At 65.7% G+C, this 17,908-nt stretch carries 17 protein-coding genes and 1 tRNA gene; 11 read left to right on the top strand and 7 right to left on the bottom strand.

Annotated features, from left to right (window positions below):
• Positions 1 to 53: 53 nt before the first annotated feature.
• The gene (locus AAG816_RS00365) at positions 54 to 1,031 is read right to left on the bottom strand and encodes a hypothetical protein (protein WP_341987298.1); all 978 of its coding nucleotides are present in this window, start codon (positions 1,029 to 1,031) and stop codon (positions 54 to 56) included.
• Between the two features lie 195 nt (positions 1,032 to 1,226).
• Between AAG816_RS00365 and AAG816_RS00360 the strand changes: the two genes are divergently transcribed.
• Both AAG816_RS00360 and AAG816_RS00355 read left to right on the top strand, forming a co-directional pair.
• Positions 1,227 to 1,823, top strand: a complete 597-nt coding sequence (locus tag AAG816_RS00360) for a superoxide dismutase (RefSeq protein WP_341987296.1) — start codon at positions 1,227 to 1,229, stop codon at positions 1,821 to 1,823.
• A 341-nt stretch (positions 1,824 to 2,164) separates the two neighbouring features.
• Positions 2,165 to 3,793: a glycosyltransferase family 39 protein gene (locus AAG816_RS00355; protein ID WP_341987295.1), complete on the top strand. Its 1,629-nt coding sequence runs from the start codon at positions 2,165 to 2,167 to the stop codon at positions 3,791 to 3,793.
• 282 nt (positions 3,794 to 4,075) lie between these two features.
• Here AAG816_RS00355 and AAG816_RS00350 read toward each other — a convergent pair whose 3' ends face one another.
• The 5 genes from AAG816_RS00350 to AAG816_RS00330 all read right to left on the bottom strand — a co-directional run bounded on the left by AAG816_RS00350 (position 4,076) and on the right by AAG816_RS00330 (position 10,502).
• Positions 4,076 to 5,464, bottom strand: coding sequence for an esterase-like activity of phytase family protein (locus AAG816_RS00350; RefSeq protein WP_341987294.1), 1,389 nt, complete (start codon positions 5,462 to 5,464; stop codon positions 4,076 to 4,078).
• A 144-nt stretch (positions 5,465 to 5,608) separates the two neighbouring features.
• Entirely contained in the window at positions 5,609 to 6,565 is a 957-nt protein-coding gene (locus AAG816_RS00345) for a zinc transporter ZntB (RefSeq protein ID WP_341987548.1), read from the bottom strand.
• Between the two features lie 141 nt (positions 6,566 to 6,706).
• Positions 6,707 to 8,086 carry a dipeptidase gene (locus AAG816_RS00340; protein ID WP_341987293.1) on the bottom strand — a complete coding sequence of 460 codons (1,380 nt, stop codon included), beginning with the start codon at positions 8,084 to 8,086 and terminating at the stop codon, positions 6,707 to 6,709.
• 283 nt (positions 8,087 to 8,369) lie between these two features.
• Entirely contained in the window at positions 8,370 to 8,804 is a 435-nt protein-coding gene (locus tag AAG816_RS00335; protein WP_341987292.1) for a hypothetical protein, read from the bottom strand.
• 159 nt (positions 8,805 to 8,963) lie between these two features.
• Positions 8,964 to 10,502 (bottom strand): helicase HerA-like domain-containing protein, encoded by a 1,539-nt coding sequence (locus tag AAG816_RS00330; RefSeq protein ID WP_341987290.1) that lies wholly within the window; start codon positions 10,500 to 10,502, stop codon positions 8,964 to 8,966.
• A gap of 147 nt (positions 10,503 to 10,649) precedes the next feature.
• On the opposite strand from AAG816_RS00330, the gene AAG816_RS00325 reads away from it, so the two are divergent.
• From AAG816_RS00325 to folK, 3 genes are all read left to right on the top strand, one after another.
• A complete protein-coding gene (locus AAG816_RS00325; protein ID WP_341987288.1) occupies positions 10,650 to 11,030 on the top strand; it encodes a hypothetical protein in 381 nt (126 codons plus the stop codon).
• A 252-nt stretch (positions 11,031 to 11,282) separates the two neighbouring features.
• Positions 11,283 to 12,074, top strand: a complete 792-nt coding sequence (gene folP / locus AAG816_RS00320) for a dihydropteroate synthase (RefSeq protein WP_341987286.1) — start codon at positions 11,283 to 11,285, stop codon at positions 12,072 to 12,074.
• Positions 12,071 to 12,550 carry a 2-amino-4-hydroxy-6-hydroxymethyldihydropteridine diphosphokinase gene (gene folK / locus AAG816_RS00315; RefSeq protein WP_341987284.1) on the top strand — a complete coding sequence of 160 codons (480 nt, stop codon included), beginning with the start codon at positions 12,071 to 12,073 and terminating at the stop codon, positions 12,548 to 12,550. Before folP ends, folK begins: the two co-directional genes overlap by 4 nt.
• Before the next feature lie 86 nt (positions 12,551 to 12,636).
• Here the strand turns inward: folK and AAG816_RS00310 are convergent, their stop codons facing one another.
• The gene (locus AAG816_RS00310; protein WP_341987282.1) at positions 12,637 to 12,837 is read right to left on the bottom strand and encodes a CsbD family protein; all 201 of its coding nucleotides are present in this window, start codon (positions 12,835 to 12,837) and stop codon (positions 12,637 to 12,639) included.
• 144 nt (positions 12,838 to 12,981) lie between these two features.
• On the opposite strand from AAG816_RS00310, the gene meaB reads away from it, so the two are divergent.
• The 6 genes from meaB (at position 12,982) to AAG816_RS00280 (ending at position 17,884) form a co-directional block, all read left to right on the top strand.
• Complete coding sequence (meaB, locus tag AAG816_RS00305; RefSeq protein WP_341987280.1) at positions 12,982 to 14,001, top strand: methylmalonyl Co-A mutase-associated GTPase MeaB; 1,020 nt, start codon at positions 12,982 to 12,984, stop codon at positions 13,999 to 14,001.
• A 46-nt stretch (positions 14,002 to 14,047) separates the two neighbouring features.
• The gene (locus AAG816_RS00300; protein ID WP_341987278.1) at positions 14,048 to 14,695 is read left to right on the top strand and encodes a peptidase C15; all 648 of its coding nucleotides are present in this window, start codon (positions 14,048 to 14,050) and stop codon (positions 14,693 to 14,695) included.
• Positions 14,692 to 15,645 carry a sulfite exporter TauE/SafE family protein gene (locus AAG816_RS00295; protein ID WP_341987276.1) on the top strand — a complete coding sequence of 318 codons (954 nt, stop codon included), beginning with the start codon at positions 14,692 to 14,694 and terminating at the stop codon, positions 15,643 to 15,645. Before AAG816_RS00300 ends, AAG816_RS00295 begins: the two co-directional genes overlap by 4 nt.
• Positions 15,642 to 16,415 (top strand): TIGR02186 family protein, encoded by a 774-nt coding sequence (locus tag AAG816_RS00290; protein WP_341987275.1) that lies wholly within the window; start codon positions 15,642 to 15,644, stop codon positions 16,413 to 16,415. The genes AAG816_RS00295 and AAG816_RS00290 overlap by 4 nt, the downstream gene beginning before the upstream one ends.
• A 489-nt stretch (positions 16,416 to 16,904) precedes the next feature.
• A complete protein-coding gene (locus tag AAG816_RS00285) occupies positions 16,905 to 17,690 on the top strand; it encodes an enoyl-CoA hydratase-related protein (protein ID WP_341987274.1) in 786 nt (261 codons plus the stop codon).
• A gap of 119 nt (positions 17,691 to 17,809) precedes the next feature.
• Positions 17,810 to 17,884: transfer RNA gene (locus AAG816_RS00280), tRNA-Gln, on the top strand.
• Positions 17,885 to 17,908 lie beyond the last annotated feature (24 nt).

Here is a 17,908-nt window from a genome sequence, read left to right as displayed (position 1 = left end):
CGCACATGCAAAAACGGGGTCGCCTTGGCGACCCCGTTCGCGTTTGAGCGGACTCAGGCCGGAGGATTGGCGCGGGACACGTGCTCGCGCAATTCCATCAGCGATGCGAAGCGCACCACCCCATCGGGCAATTCCGCCTGAATCGAGCCGTCGGAATAAAGCGTATAGGCCATGCCGCCGACGATGCCGGATTTCAGCACCGTGGGCTCAGGGGCCAGCCGCGGCGGCGGTGCGCCATAAGGGCGCTGCGCGGGCTGCTCGGGCTCGCTATAAGCGGGCGCGGACGCCTCGACCGGCGCGGGCTCAGGCGCGTAGGGCTCTGGGGCCGGCGGCTCGGCGGCGGGGAGATCCGGCGTACTCCGCTCCGGAGCGGGCGGGGGCGCTGGGCGTTCGGCGGCGGGCCGCCCCAACGACATCCGATCCAGAAGCGAGCGGGGGCGCGGCACCGGCGGAGATGCCTCTCCCTCCCCTGCGCGCGGCAGGATGCGACCACGGCGCTCAACCACCGGCACGTCGTCCTCGACGCGCGGTGCGGAAGGTGCCGGAGGCGGCACTGGGGACGTGGCCAAGACTGTTCCTTGCGCACGAAGGCGATCGCCGAAGGACAGGCTGCGCGGGCGCGGCGCGGGGACATCCACGGGCGTCGGCGCAGGCGCAGGCGGCACCGCGGGCTCCCGCGCGGGCTCGGGCGGCGCAGGCTCTGCTGCCACCGGGGGACGCTCCGTGAAGAAGGGCTCCGGCGCGACCGCTTGCGATACCGCCAGCATCGCAGCGTCGGAAACATCAGACATCGCCGACGGCTCGGCCCGCGCGATGGATGCGCCGCCCGCCTGCACCAGCAGGCGCAACTGCTCCACCTCGCGCAGGACGAAGGCCACTGCGATGATGAGGGCGCCGCCGGTAAAGCCGATCGCCCCCGTCCCAATCAGCGCATTGCCGATCGTCGAAACGAAAATGACGCTGCCAAAGACGATGGTCAAAAGACCGATCACCAGCGTGAAACCGCCAAGAGCAACCAGAAACCGCCACATATTCGCACTCCACGCCCGGTTCCTCAGCCACGGGCCGGGAAACCTTAATGCCGCATGTCCAAAGAAATCAGGCAAGACTCAGTTGTCCGACTTCTCCTCCCGCCCTATCTAGGTCGCAGTTCGGGCTGCCCGGCGGCCCTCAGGGTCGCTCGCGCTTCACCGAACTCCCAGCCGGATCGAACGCGGAGACGCCACATGTCCTTCACGCTGCCCGACCTGCCTTATTCCTACGACGCCCTCGCGCCCTATATGTCGCGTGAAACCCTTGAGTACCACCACGACAAGCATCACCTTGCTTATGTCAATAATGGCAACAATCTCCTAAAGGGAACCGAATTCGAAGGAAAATCCCTCGAGGAGATCGTCAAGGGGTCGTATGGCAAGAATGCGGGCCTGTTCAACAATGCTGGCCAGCATTTCAACCACCTGCACTTCTGGCATTGGCTCAAGCCCAATGGCGGCGGGGCTGTTCCCGGTGAGCTGGAAAAGAAGCTCGTCGAGGATTTCGGCTCGGTCGAGAAATTCAAGGAAGACTTCGTCGCCGCGGGCGTCGGCCAGTTCGGCTCCGGCTGGGCTTGGCTCACCCTTCAGGACGGCAAGCTGGTGGTGACCAAGACCCCGAACGGCGAAAACCCGCTGGTTCATGGCGGAACGCCCCTGCTCGGCGTGGATGTGTGGGAGCACTCCTACTACATCGACTATCGCAATCGCCGCCCCGACTATCTGAAGGCGTTTGTGGAGCACCTCGTGAACTGGGAATATGTGGCCGAGCTGTACAGCAAAGCCGCCTAATTTCATCGCAAGCCATAGATTTTAAGGCCGGAGCAGCTTATGCTGTTTCGGCCTTTTTTCGTTTAGGAAAGCAGAATTTCTTGCGGAAGCTCCAGCTTAGGCGGTGTTAACTATAGTGCAAGCTCCGCACAAGGAGTATGCGGCATGGTAAATTCTGCTTGCTGAAAAAGCATTCGAGACCCGCTACCGCGCTGCAATGCATAATTTTCTTGCATTTCGCATCGCCCCTATGGAATCAATCTTATCTCACGTTTATGTGAACGACAGGCGGCCTCTGAATGCCGCGTGGCGGACATGTTTATCCGGGCTCATGCGTCTCGTTCGAGTTGGATTTCGTCTCCATGCGCAAAGCTGTTCCTGACCGTCACCCCCCTCACACCGTAGTCGATACGGTTGCGCTGCTGTTCCTGGCCGTCATCAGCCTCGTGGCTGTCCTGACCTTCAAGGATTACGGACTGGGATGGGATGACTTCACTCATTCCCAATACGGAAACCTGCTGCTGAAATATTTCAAGTCGGACTTCACCGACCAGCGCGTGTTTTCGTTCGTCAATTTGTATTACTATGGCGGCGGCTTCGACATGATGGCCGCGGCCATCGCCAAGATGCTGCCGGCGGACGTGTTCGACATCCGCCGCCTGCTGGGCGCCGCCTTCGGCATCGTCGGGCTGGCCATAGTCTGGCGCACGGGGCGCCGCCTCTCCGGGCCGGTGGGCGGCCTCGCCGCCATGGCGCTGCTGGCGATCTGCCCGCTGTATTACGGGCATATGTTCATGAACGCGAAGGATGCGCCCTTCGCCGTGGCCATGGCCGCCCTGATCTACAGCCTGATCCGCGCCTTCGATGAATATCCCTCCCCCTCCCCCAAGACCGTTGCCTGGTTTGGTTTGTGCCTTGGCCTGACCCTGGGAACCCGCATTCTCGGCGTGCTCGCCGGCAGCTACTGCATGGCCGCGGCTGTCTTCCTGCTGGCCACCGAAGCGCGGCACGATGGCCTTGCGCCCGCCCTCAAGCGCATGACCCGCTTTGTGGTGCTGCTGATGCTCGGCATGCCGCTGGCCTATTTCGTGATCGGCGCCATCTGGCCCTGGGCGGTGATGGAGCCGCTCAACCCGGTGCGGGCCTTGAACTATTATTCGCACTTCTGGGAAGTGCCGTGGAGCGAGATGTTCGACGGTCGCCCCGTCATGGTGCCGGACATGCCCCGCACCTATGTGCCGACCCTTTTCGCCATCCAGATGCCGGAACTGTTCCTCGGCCTGAGCGTGGCGGGTGCGGCCGGTGCGGTGGTTGCGGCCCTGTTCGGGAGCGATGTACCGTCGCGGCGGGCGCGGCTGGTGCTGGTGCTGGCGGCAGCCACCGTTCCGATCCTGGTCACCGTGATCATGCGCCCGGTGATGTACAACGGCATTCGTCACTTCGTGTTCGTCACCCCGGCGCTCGCCCTGCTTGGTGGCATGGCGGCGGCCTGGATCTATCAGCGCCTGGCACACACCCCTCTTGTGGCGCGCGGCGCAGCTGTGGCGGCGCTCATCGTTGGCTTCGTCATGCCGGTGAAGGAATTCGCCACCCTGCACCCCTACCAGTACACCTATTACAACCATCTGGTGGGCGGTGTCCGCGGGGCGGATGAGAACTTCATGCTGGACTATTGGGGTCTGGCCTTCAAGCAGGCCGCGGCCCAGCTGGACGAGTATGTGGACATCCACCGCCTGTCCCTGCCCCAGGGCCGCAAGTATCGTGTGGCGGTTTGCGGACCGCACCATGCCGCTGCGGTGGAGTTGGGACCGCGCTTCGAGACCACCTATGACACCGTGGGCGCGGACTTCGCCCTCATGCTCGGCGAGTTCTATTGCGCGAATGTCCAGGCCCCGATCATTGGCCGCGTGGAGCGCGAAGGCGTGACCTACGCCAAGGTCTATGACGTGCGCGGCCGCCACTTCCCAAGCGTGTTCGCGGGCGGAAAGTAGCCCGCGCGGCGGGAGAGCCGTCGTTCCGGAATAGCGTTTGACGAAGAGCCGGGTGGCAGCACTCGGCTCTTTTTTTGTCGCCTCGCCGAAGCCCCCAACATGATGACGTGTGGCGCGTGGCCCCCGGAGGCCATACAGGCGGCACGGGAGAAAGTCGTGACGCCCCAGCCACAAAAAACGCCGCGCAGCCCCAGGGGCCGCACGGCGTTGGTCCAAGGCATAATGGCAGCGATCGCCCGGCCGCCTTGCAGCGAGCCGGGCGTGTCAGCCTGCGTCAGACCCTCACTTGGCTTTAAGGAAGTCCGTCACTTCCAGCAGCACGAACTCATTGTCGTCCGCCTTCTGCGGCGAGCGGCCGGCGGAGTAAGGCAGGTTGTTGTCGTTGCCGACGACGATGTGCCGGTCATCCACCATCACCACGTTCTCAATGGTGAAGAACGGGAAATCCAGCATGCCGTCCTTGCCGCCCTGCTGGGCCTTGCCGTTCGGATCCTTGATGGCCAGCAGGTCGATATAGCCGACCTTGCGCATCTGCTTGCCGGCGGTCTCGGGCGTGAACTCCACCTTGTAGACCCGCTTGAACTTCGACGGGCGATCAAAGCAGGTCGCTTCCACTTTGCCCTCAGGGCATGCCGACGCGCGACCGCCCTCGAAATCATCCCGCTCGATGATCAATCCGGTGGTGGCATCGACCATGTTGAAATCGCCGATGGAGTTCCCGGCCTGGGCCAGCGGATATTTCCAGAAGCGGCCGGTCCAGTCCTTTTTCGCCAGGTCGAATTCCAGCACCCGCAGCACTTCAACGCCGTTGTCCATCTCCTTCTGCCCGGTCGCGGGGTCCAGAAGCGGGCCTTCCAGCAGCGCGTAGAGCTTGGTCTTGTCAGCAGAGAGCGCCATGCCCTCGTAGCCCTTCGAGCGGCCGGCCTCGAACGCCACCTTGCGCGAGGGATTGGCCGGCGTGGTGATGGCCGGATGGTCGGGTGAGCGGATCACCTTGCCGTCGGCCTTGGTCTGGTGGACGCCCTTCACCTTGCCGGCCAGATCCGTCTCCACCAGGAACGGTCCGAACTCCTCGCCGAACCACAAGCTGTCGCCCACCTTCTGGATCGACTCGATGTCGAAGTCGGAGCCGGTGAGGTAGCGCTTGGGCGTACCTTCCAGCACGATGGGGAACGGCACCTTCTTGTCCGGATCGCTGAGGAAGATGGTCTCGCGGCGCTCGATCTTGCCGGCCTTGAAGTCCATGGCGAGGCGATGGACCATCAGCATGGCGTCGGGCGAGTTCGCCTTGCTGCCGAAACCATTGTCGGTGATCACCAGGAACGTGCCATTGCCTTCGTTGACGATGCCGGAGAAGCCCTGCACCGCCTGACCTTCGAACGGCAGGGAAATACCGGTGGTGCGCGGCGCTTCCTTGGCCGAGAGAACGCTGGCGCCGGGCTCGGAGCCGGGCTTGTCGTTGCGGGTGCGGTCCGGGCTGGTGAACTTCGCCGAGACCTTCAGGTCCGTCGGCGCGTCGGCGGGCGGCGCCACGAACGTGGCGGCGGGCAGAACGACCTGCCCCTCAAGGGTTGCCGTATAGGCCGGCACAGTCTCTTGCGCCCGCACCTGAAGTGCACCGAACGCGGTGCCGGCTAACAGCAATGCGGAATAAATCGAAAGCTTGTGCATGAGGATGCCCTTCCAGGATGGGTGGGCTCTTCTTGCGGTTTCAGATGTCAGGGAGGAGACAGGCCTGCGACAAGGGGATGACGCAAGGAGAGACTGCGGTAGCGGAGGCTGGATGCGACTTTCGGCAGCGGCAGTGCCGATGCGTCAGAACCACTTCAGGCGCTTGAACAGCCGCACCAATCCCAGCCCGATGCAGATGAACATGATGGTGATGACCCAAAAAGCCGCGGGGTCGGTGTTGCCTGGGATGCCGCCCACATTCATCCCCAGCATGCCGGAAATCAGCGTCAACGGAGCGAACACGACGGTCACTGCGGCCAGCACCAGCATGGACTGGTTCATCTGCTCCGCCCGCCGGTCCACGATCTGCTCGCGGATGAGGATGGAGCGCTCACGCACGGTGTCCAGCTCCTCGGAGAAGCGCGAGACGCGATCCGCCGCATCCCGCAGCCGGTTGCGGTCCTTCGGGCCGATCCACGGATCGTCCTCCAGCGAAAAATGGTTGAGCGCCTCCCGCTGGGGGGAGATGTTCCGCCTCAGCTTCATGGCCATGCGGCGCAGGATCAGCACACGGGGCAGGACATCTCCGGGCGGAAGGCGCTGGGCATCGTCCTCCAGTTCGTCGGCTTCTTCCATCAGGGTGGTGACCACGAGGTCCAGACGCTCCACAAACCGTGTGGCCACATCCGAGACCATCTCCCCCTGGGTCCGGGCGCAGCGGCGCCGGCCGAGCGAGTCGATGTAATCCGCCAAAGCGGAGATTGGCTGATACTGAACCGAAATCACCCGCTCGGCGTCCACCCACAGCGTCAGCGAGACCATTTCCTCGGGCAGCGCATTGGGTAGCAGGTTCACCGCGCGCATGATCAGCAGGGCGCCCTCTTCCATGACCTCGCAGCGCGGTCGCGAATGGGTTTCCATAAGCTGCTCAAGCACGTGGCTATCGATACCACTTTCGCTATGAAGCCACGTGTCCGACCTATTGGGGAGTCGACGGAAGTGCAGCCAGATGAACCCTCCCTCGCCGGCGCATGCGGTGCGGGCCTCCTCCGGCGGGAGGCGGACAGCGGCCCCCTTGCCGTCGAACCGCCACGCATCCATCAATCCGTCAGTACTCAAATGCTTCACGGATGGCTTTCCCCCAGGCGCAGCCGCATTCAGTGACACGGCTGCGTAACATTAGGAAGAATGCCCTTAGGGCGTCTCCCGCCCTAAGATAGCACCACTGGCGCCATTGCCGCGTCAGGCCAGCGCATCAAGGATGCGGACCCAGCTGCGCGTGCCTTTGTGAAAACACGTCACGTCATACTTTTCATTGGGCGAATGCACCCGGTCGTCATCCAGACCGAAGCCGATCAGCAGCGTGTCCATGCCCAGCACCGCCTTGAACTGGCCGACGATGGGGATGGAACCGCCCGAGCCGATGGCGACGGGGGCCTTGCCCCATTCCGCCGTCAGCGCTGCCTCGGCCTTGGCCAGGTCCGGGCTGTCCGGCGGCACCAGGAAGGCCCGGCTGCCTTCGCTCTTGGCGAAGTGCGCGGAACAGTCCGCCGGCAAACGCGCCGTGACGAAGGCCCTCAACGCCGCCGCGATCTTCTCAGGATCCTGATCGGCCACCAGGCGAACGGAAATCTTGGCGCTGGCGGTGGCGGGAATGATGGTCTTGCTGCCCTGCCCGGTATAGCCGCCATAGATGCCATTGACCTCGAAGGTCGGGCGCGACTGGATCTGCTCGATCAGCATGCGGTCAGCTTCCCCCGCCGCCACCGACAGGCCCACGGGCTTGAGGAACGCATCGGCGCTCAGGTCCAACGCCTTCCAGGCGGCACGCACCTCCTCCGGCATCTCGCGCACATCATCGTAGAAGCCGGGAATGGTGACGCGGCCGGTATCGTCATGCACCGCCGCCAGAATGCGCGCGAGCACATGGATCGGATTGCGCGCCGCGCCGCCGAACAGGCCCGAATGCAGGTCGCGGTCGGCACCCGTAATGGTCACCTCGGTGTGGAGGATGCCGCGAAGTGAGGTGGTGATGGATGGGGTCTGGGGATCCCACATGCCGGTATCGCACACCAGGGCCACATCGGCGGCCAGTTCGCCGGCATTGGCGCTCAGGAACGCCGGCAGGCTGGGAGAGCCGCATTCCTCCTCCCCTTCCAGGAGCACGGTCACATCTACCGGGAGCTTTCCGGTGACCGCTTTGAGCGCGCGCAACGCTTCCAGGAAGGTGAACACTTGGCCTTTGTCGTCGCACGCCCCACGGGCGAAGATGCGCCGCTTGCCATCGCTGCCGGTGGCGATGCGGGGCTCGAACGGCGGGCTGTCCCACAGGTTCAGCGGATCGACGGGCTGCACGTCATAATGGCCATAGAACAACACCCGCCGGGCGGCGCCGGTGTCCGTGCGCCCCACCACCACCGGATGGCCGGTGGTGTCGCGCACCTGGGAGGAGAGACCCAAGTCCGTCAGTGTGGCAGCGGCGAACTCGGCCGCGCGCCGACAGTCCGCCGCATAGGCGGGATCGGTGGAAATGCTGGGAATACGCAGGAAATCACAGAGGCGGTCCAAGGACGCATCCAGCTGCGCGTCCACCTGTCCCAGCACATCATCCAACGAAGCCATCTCTTGCTCTCCAGACTATGCCGGGCGCGATGCCCGGTGCGCTCCTTGGCGACTCGCCTCGCATGCTGGGCCGCGACGCCGCCACAGGCAAGGACGGCAAGCCAAGCGCTGGGAACACCCTTCGGCAAGGGCGCCGGTCGCAAGGGAAGGCGTTCACCGCACGCGACCGTCTCAACAAAGAGCATGGCCGACGCCCCGGGTCCGCTGAAGCGCATCATGCCGTCAGACGCAAAAAGGGCCACACGCCCGTTGGCATGCGGCCCTTTCAAAAAATGTCTGACGCTCAGTTGGCGACAGCGCCCTGCGCGGCGGCATCGGCAGCGCGCGCGGCTACGGCCGGCTTGTTCAGGCGGCGGGAGCGTTGCAGCACCGATCCGATGCGACGATAGAGCAGCCGAGGTAGCAGCGGCATGCCGACGGCAGCCTCATAGCCGGCGCGACCAGCCACACGGGCCAGAAGATTCGGCGCACCGTCCACCACCAGCACCGCCGGGATGGCATCGGCAGCTTCGCGAAATGGATTTTCAGGAACCTGCTCGGCATCATTGGCCTGCATGACGAGCACGTCATAGCCGCGGGCGCCCGGCTCCAGGTCGCTGACGGAGGAGAGTTCGGTGACGGAACCGACACCGAGGGCCGTGAGGCCGACGCGCGTCATCTCGCGACGCTCGGGATCGGAATCGATTATGAGAATGCGGGCTGTGGGTAACACCTTCATGGGGCGCTCCTGAGAGGAACTCGCCAGCCATCTCGGGCCGACGCTGAGTTGAGCAGCTCCAGCCGAACGCAACCCCGCAATCACGTCCGACTCGCGGAAAATCATACCGGGGCTTGATCGACCAATCAACCGCAAAGGACTGACGGCCCCCCGGAACCGTCAGCGACTAATGCTGCCCAGGATACCGCGCAATATGGCTTTTCCGAGTTGTGTGCCCACTTGGGACGCCAGGGATCGGGCAACCTGTCGCACCACGACCTCCGTTGTGGACATGCGCGTGGTCCCGCCGGTGCGCGGCACACGGGGCGTGGACGGCGGGCGTTCCGGCACCTCCTCCGGTGCCTGCGAGCGACCACCCCAGGGGCCTTTCGGCGCCGAGGTTTCCGCCGTCGGGGACGCCGTGCGCCGTTGCAGCCGCTCGAAAGCCGACTCCCGGTCCTGAGTTTCGTCATAGACCCGACTCACCGGACTCTGCGCCATGACCTGCGCGCGCTCGGCGGGCGTGATCGGGCCGACCCGAGCTACCGGCGGCGCGATCAAGGTCCGCTCCACCATGGAGGGCGTGCCCGCGCCTTCCAGCAGCGACACCAGAGCCTCGCCCTTGCCCATTTCGCTGATCACCCGCGCCGTATCCAGGTTTGGATTGGGGCGAAAGGTCTCGGCCGCGGCGCGGACCGCCTTCTGGTCGCGCGGCGTAAAGGCGCGCAGCGCGTGCTGCACCCGATTGCCCAATTGTGAGAGCACCCGATCCGGGACATCCAGCGGGTTCTGGGTGACGAAGTAGACTCCCACGCCCTTGGAGCGGATCAGCCGGACCACCTGTTCCACCTTTTCCAGCAGGGCTTTAGGGGCGGCATCGAACAGCAGGTGCGCCTCGTCGAAGAAGAACACCAGCTTGGGCTTGTCCAGATCCCCCACCTCGGGCAGTTGCTCGAACAGCTCCGACAACAGCCACAGCAGAAACGTGGCGTAGAGGCGTGGGCTGGCCATCAGGCTGTCCGCCGCCAGCACGGAGATGGTGCCGTAGCCGGAGCGATCCACCCGCATCAGGTCCGCAATCTGGAGCGCCGGCTCGCCGAAAAACTTCTCCGCGCCCTGGTTTTCCAGCACCAGCAACTGACGCTGGATGGCTCCCACCGTGGCGGAGGAGACATTGCCATATTGGGTGGTGAGCTTGCTGGCATTCTCCGCCACGAAGGCCAAGGTGGCGCGCAAATCCTTCAGGTCCAGCAATAGCAGGCCCTGCTCGTCGGCAATGCGGAACGCGATGTTCAGCACGCCTTCCTGAACGGCGTTGAGATCCATCAGCCGCGCCAGCAGCAGCGGCCCCATCTCGGACACCGTCGCCCGCACCGGGTGGCCCTTTTCGCCGAACAGATCCCAGAAGATCACCGGGAAGCTGTCCGGCTGGTAGGTGATGCCCACCTCGGCCGCCCGCTTCAGCAAGAAGTCCTTGGGCTCGCCCTGCATGGCGATGCCGGCCAGATCCCCCTTCACGTCGGCCGCGAACACCGGAACGCCAGCGCGGGACAGGCCCTCCGCCAGCACCTGAAGCGTCACCGTCTTGCCGGTGCCGGTGGCGCCAGTGATGAGGCCGTGCCGATTGGCGAGGCGCAAGGCCAGACACTCGTCCTTGCCAGCGCCGACAGGGCCACTGTGTCCGACAAACACCGTTCCCGTCTGTTCCGGTGTTGTCATGGCCTGTCTCTCCGGGCTGTCGTCAAGGGATCATCCTTTTCGCCTGATCGTGCATCATGGGGCAAGGGCCGACTCCGGCCCCGCCCCGGGACGCGGGGTGGCGCACGCGCGCTGCAATCAGGCTGGCCGCAGGCCAGGGAGACTGTCATGGACGCACTCGTCGCCCGGCTGATGGACCGCATCGGCCTCAGTGAACCGCAAGCGCGCGGTGCGCTCGTCATCGTGCTGACATTCCTGGAACAGGAGGCGCCGCCGGACCTGCTGGCGCGCCTCTTGGCCCACATGCCCGGCGCCCGCGATCTCATGGGCGCCCGAGCGGACAACCCGCCCGTCCCGGAGGGGACGCGCCACTTCGGCGGCGTCGCCCGCCTCATGCGGGTCGCCGATCGGATGATGGCCCTCGGCCTCACCATGACCCAGGTCCAGGCCACGGTGCGCGACGTGCTGGACTTCGCCCGCCAGGAAGCCGGCCCGGCAACGGTGGACGGGATCGTGATCGCCATCCCCGGCTTGCGCCAGGTCCTGTGATCGAGCCACAGGACCTGGCATCGCGGGCGCCATCCGCACCCCGGACGATGCCTGTCACGTCGCCAGGACGGATGGCAGTTGCCAATCCCCAGCCTGCGACTTGCGCTTTCTGGCGGTTGGCGGCATCGATCCCCTGGAGTGCGGGAGGTCACCGGCGGTGAAAGGCCACATCCGGCGGCTCCAACCAGAGAGGCCAACGCGCCAATGATCGCAAACCATCCCGCCCGCACGTTGGACGCGCGCGGCCGGCTCATGCCCCTGGGCACGCGCACGCTCATCATGGGCATCGTCAATGTCACGCCGGACTCGTTTTCCGACGGGGGCGTAAGCGCCGCGCCGCAGGATGCCCGCGCCAATGCCCAGCGCTTGGTGGCGGAAGGGGCGGACATTCTCGACATCGGCGGTGAATCCACCCGGCCCGGCCACACCCCCATCAGCGCGGACGAAGAATGGGCGCGCCTGGAGCCGATCCTGGCCGGGCTGGTGGAGGAACTGGGCGTGCCCATCTCCATCGATACCTACAAGGCGCAGGTCGCCCGGCGCGCGCTGTCGGCGGGGGTGGCGATCGTGAACGATATCTGGGGCTTCTCCCGCGACCCGGACATGGCGTCGGTGGTTTCGGACAGCCGCGCCGCGGCCGTGCTCATGCACAATCGCGAGACCATCGATCCGTCGCTCGACATCATCGCGGAGATGTCCGGCTTCTTCGAGCGCGCGCTGGAAACCGCCACCCGCGCTGGGATCCCCCTCGACCGCCTGGTGCTCGATCCCGGCATCGGCTTCGGCAAGACCTTCGAGCAGAATCTCGCGGCCATCGCGCGGATCGGCGAGTTGCGCCAGTTCGGCCTGCCCTTGCTTCTGGGCACATCGCGCAAATCGCTGATCGGAAAGGTCATCGAAACTCTGCCGACGGAGCGGCTGCCCGGCACCATTGCCTCCAACGTGATCGGCATTCTGGCCGGTGTGGAGATCATCCGCGTCCATGACGTGGCGGCCCATGTGCAGGCCACCCGCGTCACCCAAGCGATCCTGGCGGCGGGATGACCACCGCTTATCTCTGCCTCGGCGGCAATGTGGGGGATGTGCGCGCGACCCTCGACCGCGCCGTCGCGCGGCTGACCCAAAGCGAGCAAATGCTTCTCGCGCGCTCCCGGCTCTACCGCACGCCCCCCTGGGGTCCGGTGGACCAACCGGCCTATCTAAATCAGGTGATCGCCGTGGACAGTCCCGGCTCCGCCCGCGACCTCTTGGCTCTGGCCCTGGATGTGGAGCGCGAGTTGGGGCGCGACCGCGCACAAGAGGAACGCTTCGGCCCCCGCCGCATCGACATCGATATCCTCGCCTTTGGGGATACCTGTGTCGATGAGCCGGATCTTCAGCTTCCCCATCCTCGCCTGCTGCAGCGGGCCTTCGCCTTGGTGCCGCTCCTGGATATCGCCCCGGATATCACCATCAGCGGCATCCGCGCACGAGATGCCCTCGCCGGACTGGACGCCGACGGCATAATCGCCGAGCCCTGACCGCCGCTCTGTCCCGTCGACCGACATGAAAAAGGCCCCGCAGGGGGATGCGGGGCCGCAGGTGATGAGATGCTGAAAGCGCCGGTTCAGCCGAGATCGGTGCTCCAGGTATCCACCTGGCGCTTCACCTCATCCTTGGCGATGCCGTAGCGCTCCTGGAGTTTGCCTTCCAGAACCTCTCGGTTTCCCTTGATTTCCACCAGATCGTCGTCCGTCAGCTTGCCCCACTGAGCCTTCACATTGCCGGTAAGCTGCTTCCAATTGCCTTCGATGCGATCCCAATTCATGCGCCATGCTCCTGTGTCAGGCTGTTTCAGAAGAACAACGGACCAGGGCCGAGGGGGTTCCCATGGCCGCGGCACACGGGCACCCTGGAATACACCGCACCCGTGATTCCCTCGGACGGAACACCACCCCATGATGTGGCGCCCATGACCTCGCCGCGGCCGCCCACCGGCACGGATCGTCCCCCGCTCGCCGACGCCGATGCGGCCCTCGCCGCTCAGGTGGCAAAGGGGGAGCGCGCCGCTTTGGCGCGGGCCATCACGCTGATCGAATCCCGCCGCCCCGACCATCGCACCCGGGCCGAAGCGGTCCTTCAGAGCCTTTTGCCGCGAACGGGCGGCGCGTTTCGGGTCGGCATCACCGGCGTGCCGGGGGTGGGAAAATCCACCACCATCGATGCCCTGGGCAGCTATCTCACCGCGCAGGGACATAAAGTGGCGGTGTTGGCGGTGGACCCGTCCTCCACCCGTACCGGCGGCTCGATCCTGGGCGACAAGACGCGCATGGCGCGATTGGCCGTGGACCCCAACGCCTTCATCCGCCCGTCGCCTTCGGGCGGCACATTGGGGGGGACCGCGGCCAAGACCCGCGAGACCATGCTGCTGTGCGAGGCTGCCGGCTTCGACGTGGTGCTGGTGGAAACCGTGGGCGTGGGGCAATCGGAAACCGCCGTGGCCGACCTCACCGACACCTTCCTGGTTCTGATGCTGCCCGGCGCGGGAGATGAACTCCAAGGCATCAAGAAAGGTGTCCTGGAACTGGCGGACATCGTTGCCGTCAACAAATCCGACGGCGACAATGTCGCCCGCGCCCGGATCGCCGCCGGCGAGTATCGCGCCGCGTTGCATCTGCTGGGGCCGCGCCAGCCGTTCTGGTCGCCGCCGGTGCTGACCTATTCGGCCATGACGGAAGCCGGCATTGCCGAGGTGTGGGCGCAGGTGGTGCTGCATCGCCAGAAGGCGGAGGCGGCCGGCGCCTTCGCGGCCACCCGCCGCGCCCAGCAGGTGCGCTGGATGTGGACGCTGCTGAACGAACGGGTGGGACAGAAGGTGCGGACCGATCCGCACATCCGCGCCCGGCTCCCGGACCTGGAATCCCGGGTCGCTGCGGGAACACTCGCCCCCACCCTTGCGGCCAATGAGATTGCCGCGATGCTGGGCTTGTGATGTTCAAGGCCGTCATCCCATCCGCCCCACGCATGCGAGTGTGCCCATGAGCCCGCGCGGTCCGCTGCTGGTATTGGGTTTCGGCCCTTTCCCCGGCATGCCCGCGAACCCCTCCGCCGGCCTGGCCCGGCGGCTGGGTCGGATGCGGCGGCCGGCCTTGGCCGATGTCAGGCTCTGCGTCGAAATTCTGCCCACCACTTGGCAGGCGGTCGCGCAGGCACCGGCCTTGATCACGCGTCTCCACCCCTCGGCCATCCTCATGCTCGGTGTCGCCGGACGACGGCGAAAGGTGTGCGTGGAGGTCCGATCCGTGAACACCGCCGCCGACGCACCGGATGCGCGCCGCCGCCACCCGACGGGACGAGCCATCGTGACGGGTGACCCGCACATCTTCCGAACCAGCGCCAACGCTCCGCGCCTGCGGGCCGCGCTGCACCGGGTGCCGGCGGCCTTGTCACGCGATGCCGGGCGCTATTTGTGCAATGCGCTGTATTTCCAGGTGCTGCGGACCCTGGCCATGGACCCGACGCCGGTGCCGGCAGTGTTCGTCCATATTCCACGGGGACCGCGTCATGGCAGGCCGGCTTTCGAGCAGCGGCTGACCGGCGCCATGGGCGATCTGCTCGTCGCCCTCGCCGCCCAGCGGCCCACCGGGCCTGCCGCCTCCCCACAAGAGGGAGCGGCGCACCCGTGACCATCTATCTGCCCATCGCGGAACTGCCGGTGGCGATCTTCGCTCTGTTCGCCATGGGCATCGCGGTTGGGTTCGTCTCCGGCATGTTCGGGGTCGGCGGCGGGTTCCTGATGACGCCGCTGTTGATCTTCATCGGCGTGCCGCCGGCGGTGGCCGTGGCCAGCGTTTCCACCCACATGGCCGCGTCATCCTTTTCAGGGGCCTTGTCCTATCTGCGCAAGGGCATGGTGGACCTGTCCTTGTCCGCGGTGCTGCTGGCGGGCGGCCTGGTGGGCACAGGCGCTGGGGTTGCGACCTTCACTTTGCTGCGGGCCATCGGCCAGGTGGATCTGGTGATCGGCGTGTCCTACGTGACCCTGCTCAGCACCCTGGGCGTCCTGATGCTGAGCGAGAGCATTCGCGCCATGGCTCGGATCCGCACCGGTCAGGCGGCAACCGTGCGCCGGCCAGGAACCCGCGCGCGTTTCCTGCGCCTGCCATTCAAAATACGATTCCGGCGCTCGCGCATCTTCGTATCGGTGCTGCCGGTGGTGGGGCTCGGCTTCGTGGTCGGTTTCATCGGCGCCTTGCTGGGGGTGGGCGGCGGCTTCATTCTGGTGCCCGCCCTCATCTATCTGCTGCGCGTGCCCACGCAGACCGCCATCGGCACCGCGCTGGTGCTGACCTTGGTCACCATGAGCGTGGCCACAGTGCTGCAAGCCACCGTGAACGGAACCGTGGATGCGGTGCTGGCGCTGATCCTGATGGTCGGCGGCACCATGGGGGCCCAATTCGGTGCCCGTGCCGGCCAGGGGATGAAAGCCGAGCATCTGCGGCTACTGCTGGGGCTCCTGGTGCTCAGCGTCGGCCTGCGGGTGGGCTATGATCTCACCCGTACCCCGGACGACATCTATGCCGTCACCGTGCAGGAGCAGCGCGGCTTGCAACGGCCGGCGGAGCAACGCCGATGACCCGCGCGGGGCGAACCGTCCATGGCATCCTCCTGGTCCTGGCCCTGCTCTTTGGTGCGGCTCCTGCGGCGGCCGAGCGACTGGTGATTTCGGCCTCGCAGCCCGATGTCCGCATCACCTCCAATTTCACGGGCGCGGAACTGGTGCTGTTCGGGGTCGCGGAGGGGACCAGTTCCGGTCCCTATGATGTGGCCATCACGGTTCGCGGACCGCAGGAGACCGCGGTCACCTGGCGCAAATCCCATATTCTCGGGATCTGGCTGAACACCGACAGCCGGACCTTCTTGGATACCCCCTCCTACCTTGTGGTCGCGACAAATCGCCCCGCAACAGCCATTGCATCGGCGGAGATTCTGCGGCGGGAGCAAATCGGGCTGGCGCGCAACATCCTTATTCAGCGGGTGGGACCGGATTTCGCCGATGTGGTCCCCGACGATTCCTTTCGCGCCGCCTTCCTGCGCATCAAGGCCAGCGAAGGGCTCTATGAGGAGCAGCCGGAGGGGGTGCGCTTCCTCTCGGACACCGCCTTCCGCGCCACCTTCGCGCTGCCCGGCCGGGCCCGCCCCGGCCGTTACGAGGTCTCGGCGAAGTTGTTCCGCGACGGGGCGATGCAGGCGCAGGCCCACACCACCTTCACCATCCAGAAGGCCGGGTTCGAAGCCAGCCTTGCGGAGTTTGCGGAGCGTGACGGGCTGCTTTATGGCCTGGCGGTGGCCTGCGGCGCCCTGCTGGTCGGCTTTGCGGCAAACCTGCTGTTTCGGCGGGACTGAAACACAATGCAAAAGCCATCAAAAAAACAGGTAGTATCCTCGTACGGCTCGGTTATCTTGTAGGCGTTACAAACAACCTATTTTTGTCTCAATTCTAAGATTCTCCCGCTCTGACGCGGTTTTTCGAACGAGAGTGCAAAAATTTCCCTTGCAGCTAATGCGTATACAAGTTGTATAGCTTGGCATCGGAACACGTGTTTTCCAGCGCGGGACCGCGCTTCATAGCTTCGGGTGCCAAGCCCTGACCGGCGCCCGTTGAGGCGGGACGGTGCCCTTTTCGGGCGCCGTCCCGACTTTATCCGTTCAGTGCGGGCCTTCCGACGTCTATCCTTGAGAGATGAAGCCCGCCTGCGAGGTGCAGGAGGCATTCGACTTCGCGCCGGGATCGACCGCCGCGCCCTACTCATCTCCCGCATCCCATGCGCAGGAATGAATAGGCACGGGGCGGCTTTCCAGGCATATGGAACGCGGCGGCTCGGCGGGGACCACATGACCTCCAGCAATGTCTTTATCTCGATCGACGGCGGCATTGCGCGGCTGGTGCTGTCCAATCCGGAGCGGCGCAACGCCATCTCCACCGCCATGTGGCGGGCGCTGGCGGCGTTTGCGGCTGATGCGGCCGGGCTGAGCGATATCCGGGTGGTGATCATCCGCGGCGAAGGCACGCTGGCCTTTTCCGGCGGTGCCGACATTTCCGATTTCGACGCAGCACGGGCGGATGCCTCCGGCGCGCAATCCTATGACGAACTGGTGGAGGCGGCCTGTTCCGCCATCCAGGCCCTGCCCTACCCGACCCTGGCGCTGATCCATGGCGCTTGCGTGGGTGCGGGCGCCGCGCTCACCGCGTGCTGCGATCTGCGGGTGATGGCGGACGATGCATTCTTCGCCGTACCGGCCGCACGCCTCGGCCTCGGCTATGATCCGCGCGGCGTGGCGCGGCTGGTCCGCGGGTTCGGCGCCCAGGCGGCGCGGCTGATGCTGTTCACCGCCGAACGCCTGACCGCGGAGCGCGCCTTTGCCCTGGGAGCGGTGGACCTGCTGACCTCCGCCGCGGACGTGGATGCGGCCACGGAGCGCCTCGCCCTGCGCATGGCGGAAAACGCACCGCTCACCTTGCGGGCCGCCAAGGTGTCGGTGCGGGCCGCCGAGGGCGCCGGGGGCGGAGCGTTTGCCGAGGCCCGCCGCCTCACCGCGCTCGCCAACGCCAGCGCCGATTATCGCGAGGGCCGGCTGGCCTTTTCCGAGAAGCGCGGGCCGCGCTTCACCGGCAACTGAGGGGGTCTTTGCCCCGGTTGACGGCATTGGGCGGACCTTGCCGCATGCCAGTTGTGCACAGGTCTCGCGTCCGGTTGGACAGCGCGCAATGGTGCGGATATGGTCCGCGCCCGACGCGATGGGGCGTAGCCAAGTGGTAAGGCAGGGGATTTTGATTCCCCCATTCCCAGGTTCGAATCCTGGCGCCCCAGCCATCCGTCCATCATAAGTTCCCCGAA

This window comes from Azorhizobium sp. AG788 (assembly GCF_943371865.1).
Taxonomy (GTDB): domain Bacteria; phylum Pseudomonadota; class Alphaproteobacteria; order Rhizobiales; family Xanthobacteraceae; genus Azorhizobium.
The sequence above is the reverse complement of the archived record's forward strand: the minus strand, read 5'-3'. Positions and strand labels throughout refer to the sequence as shown.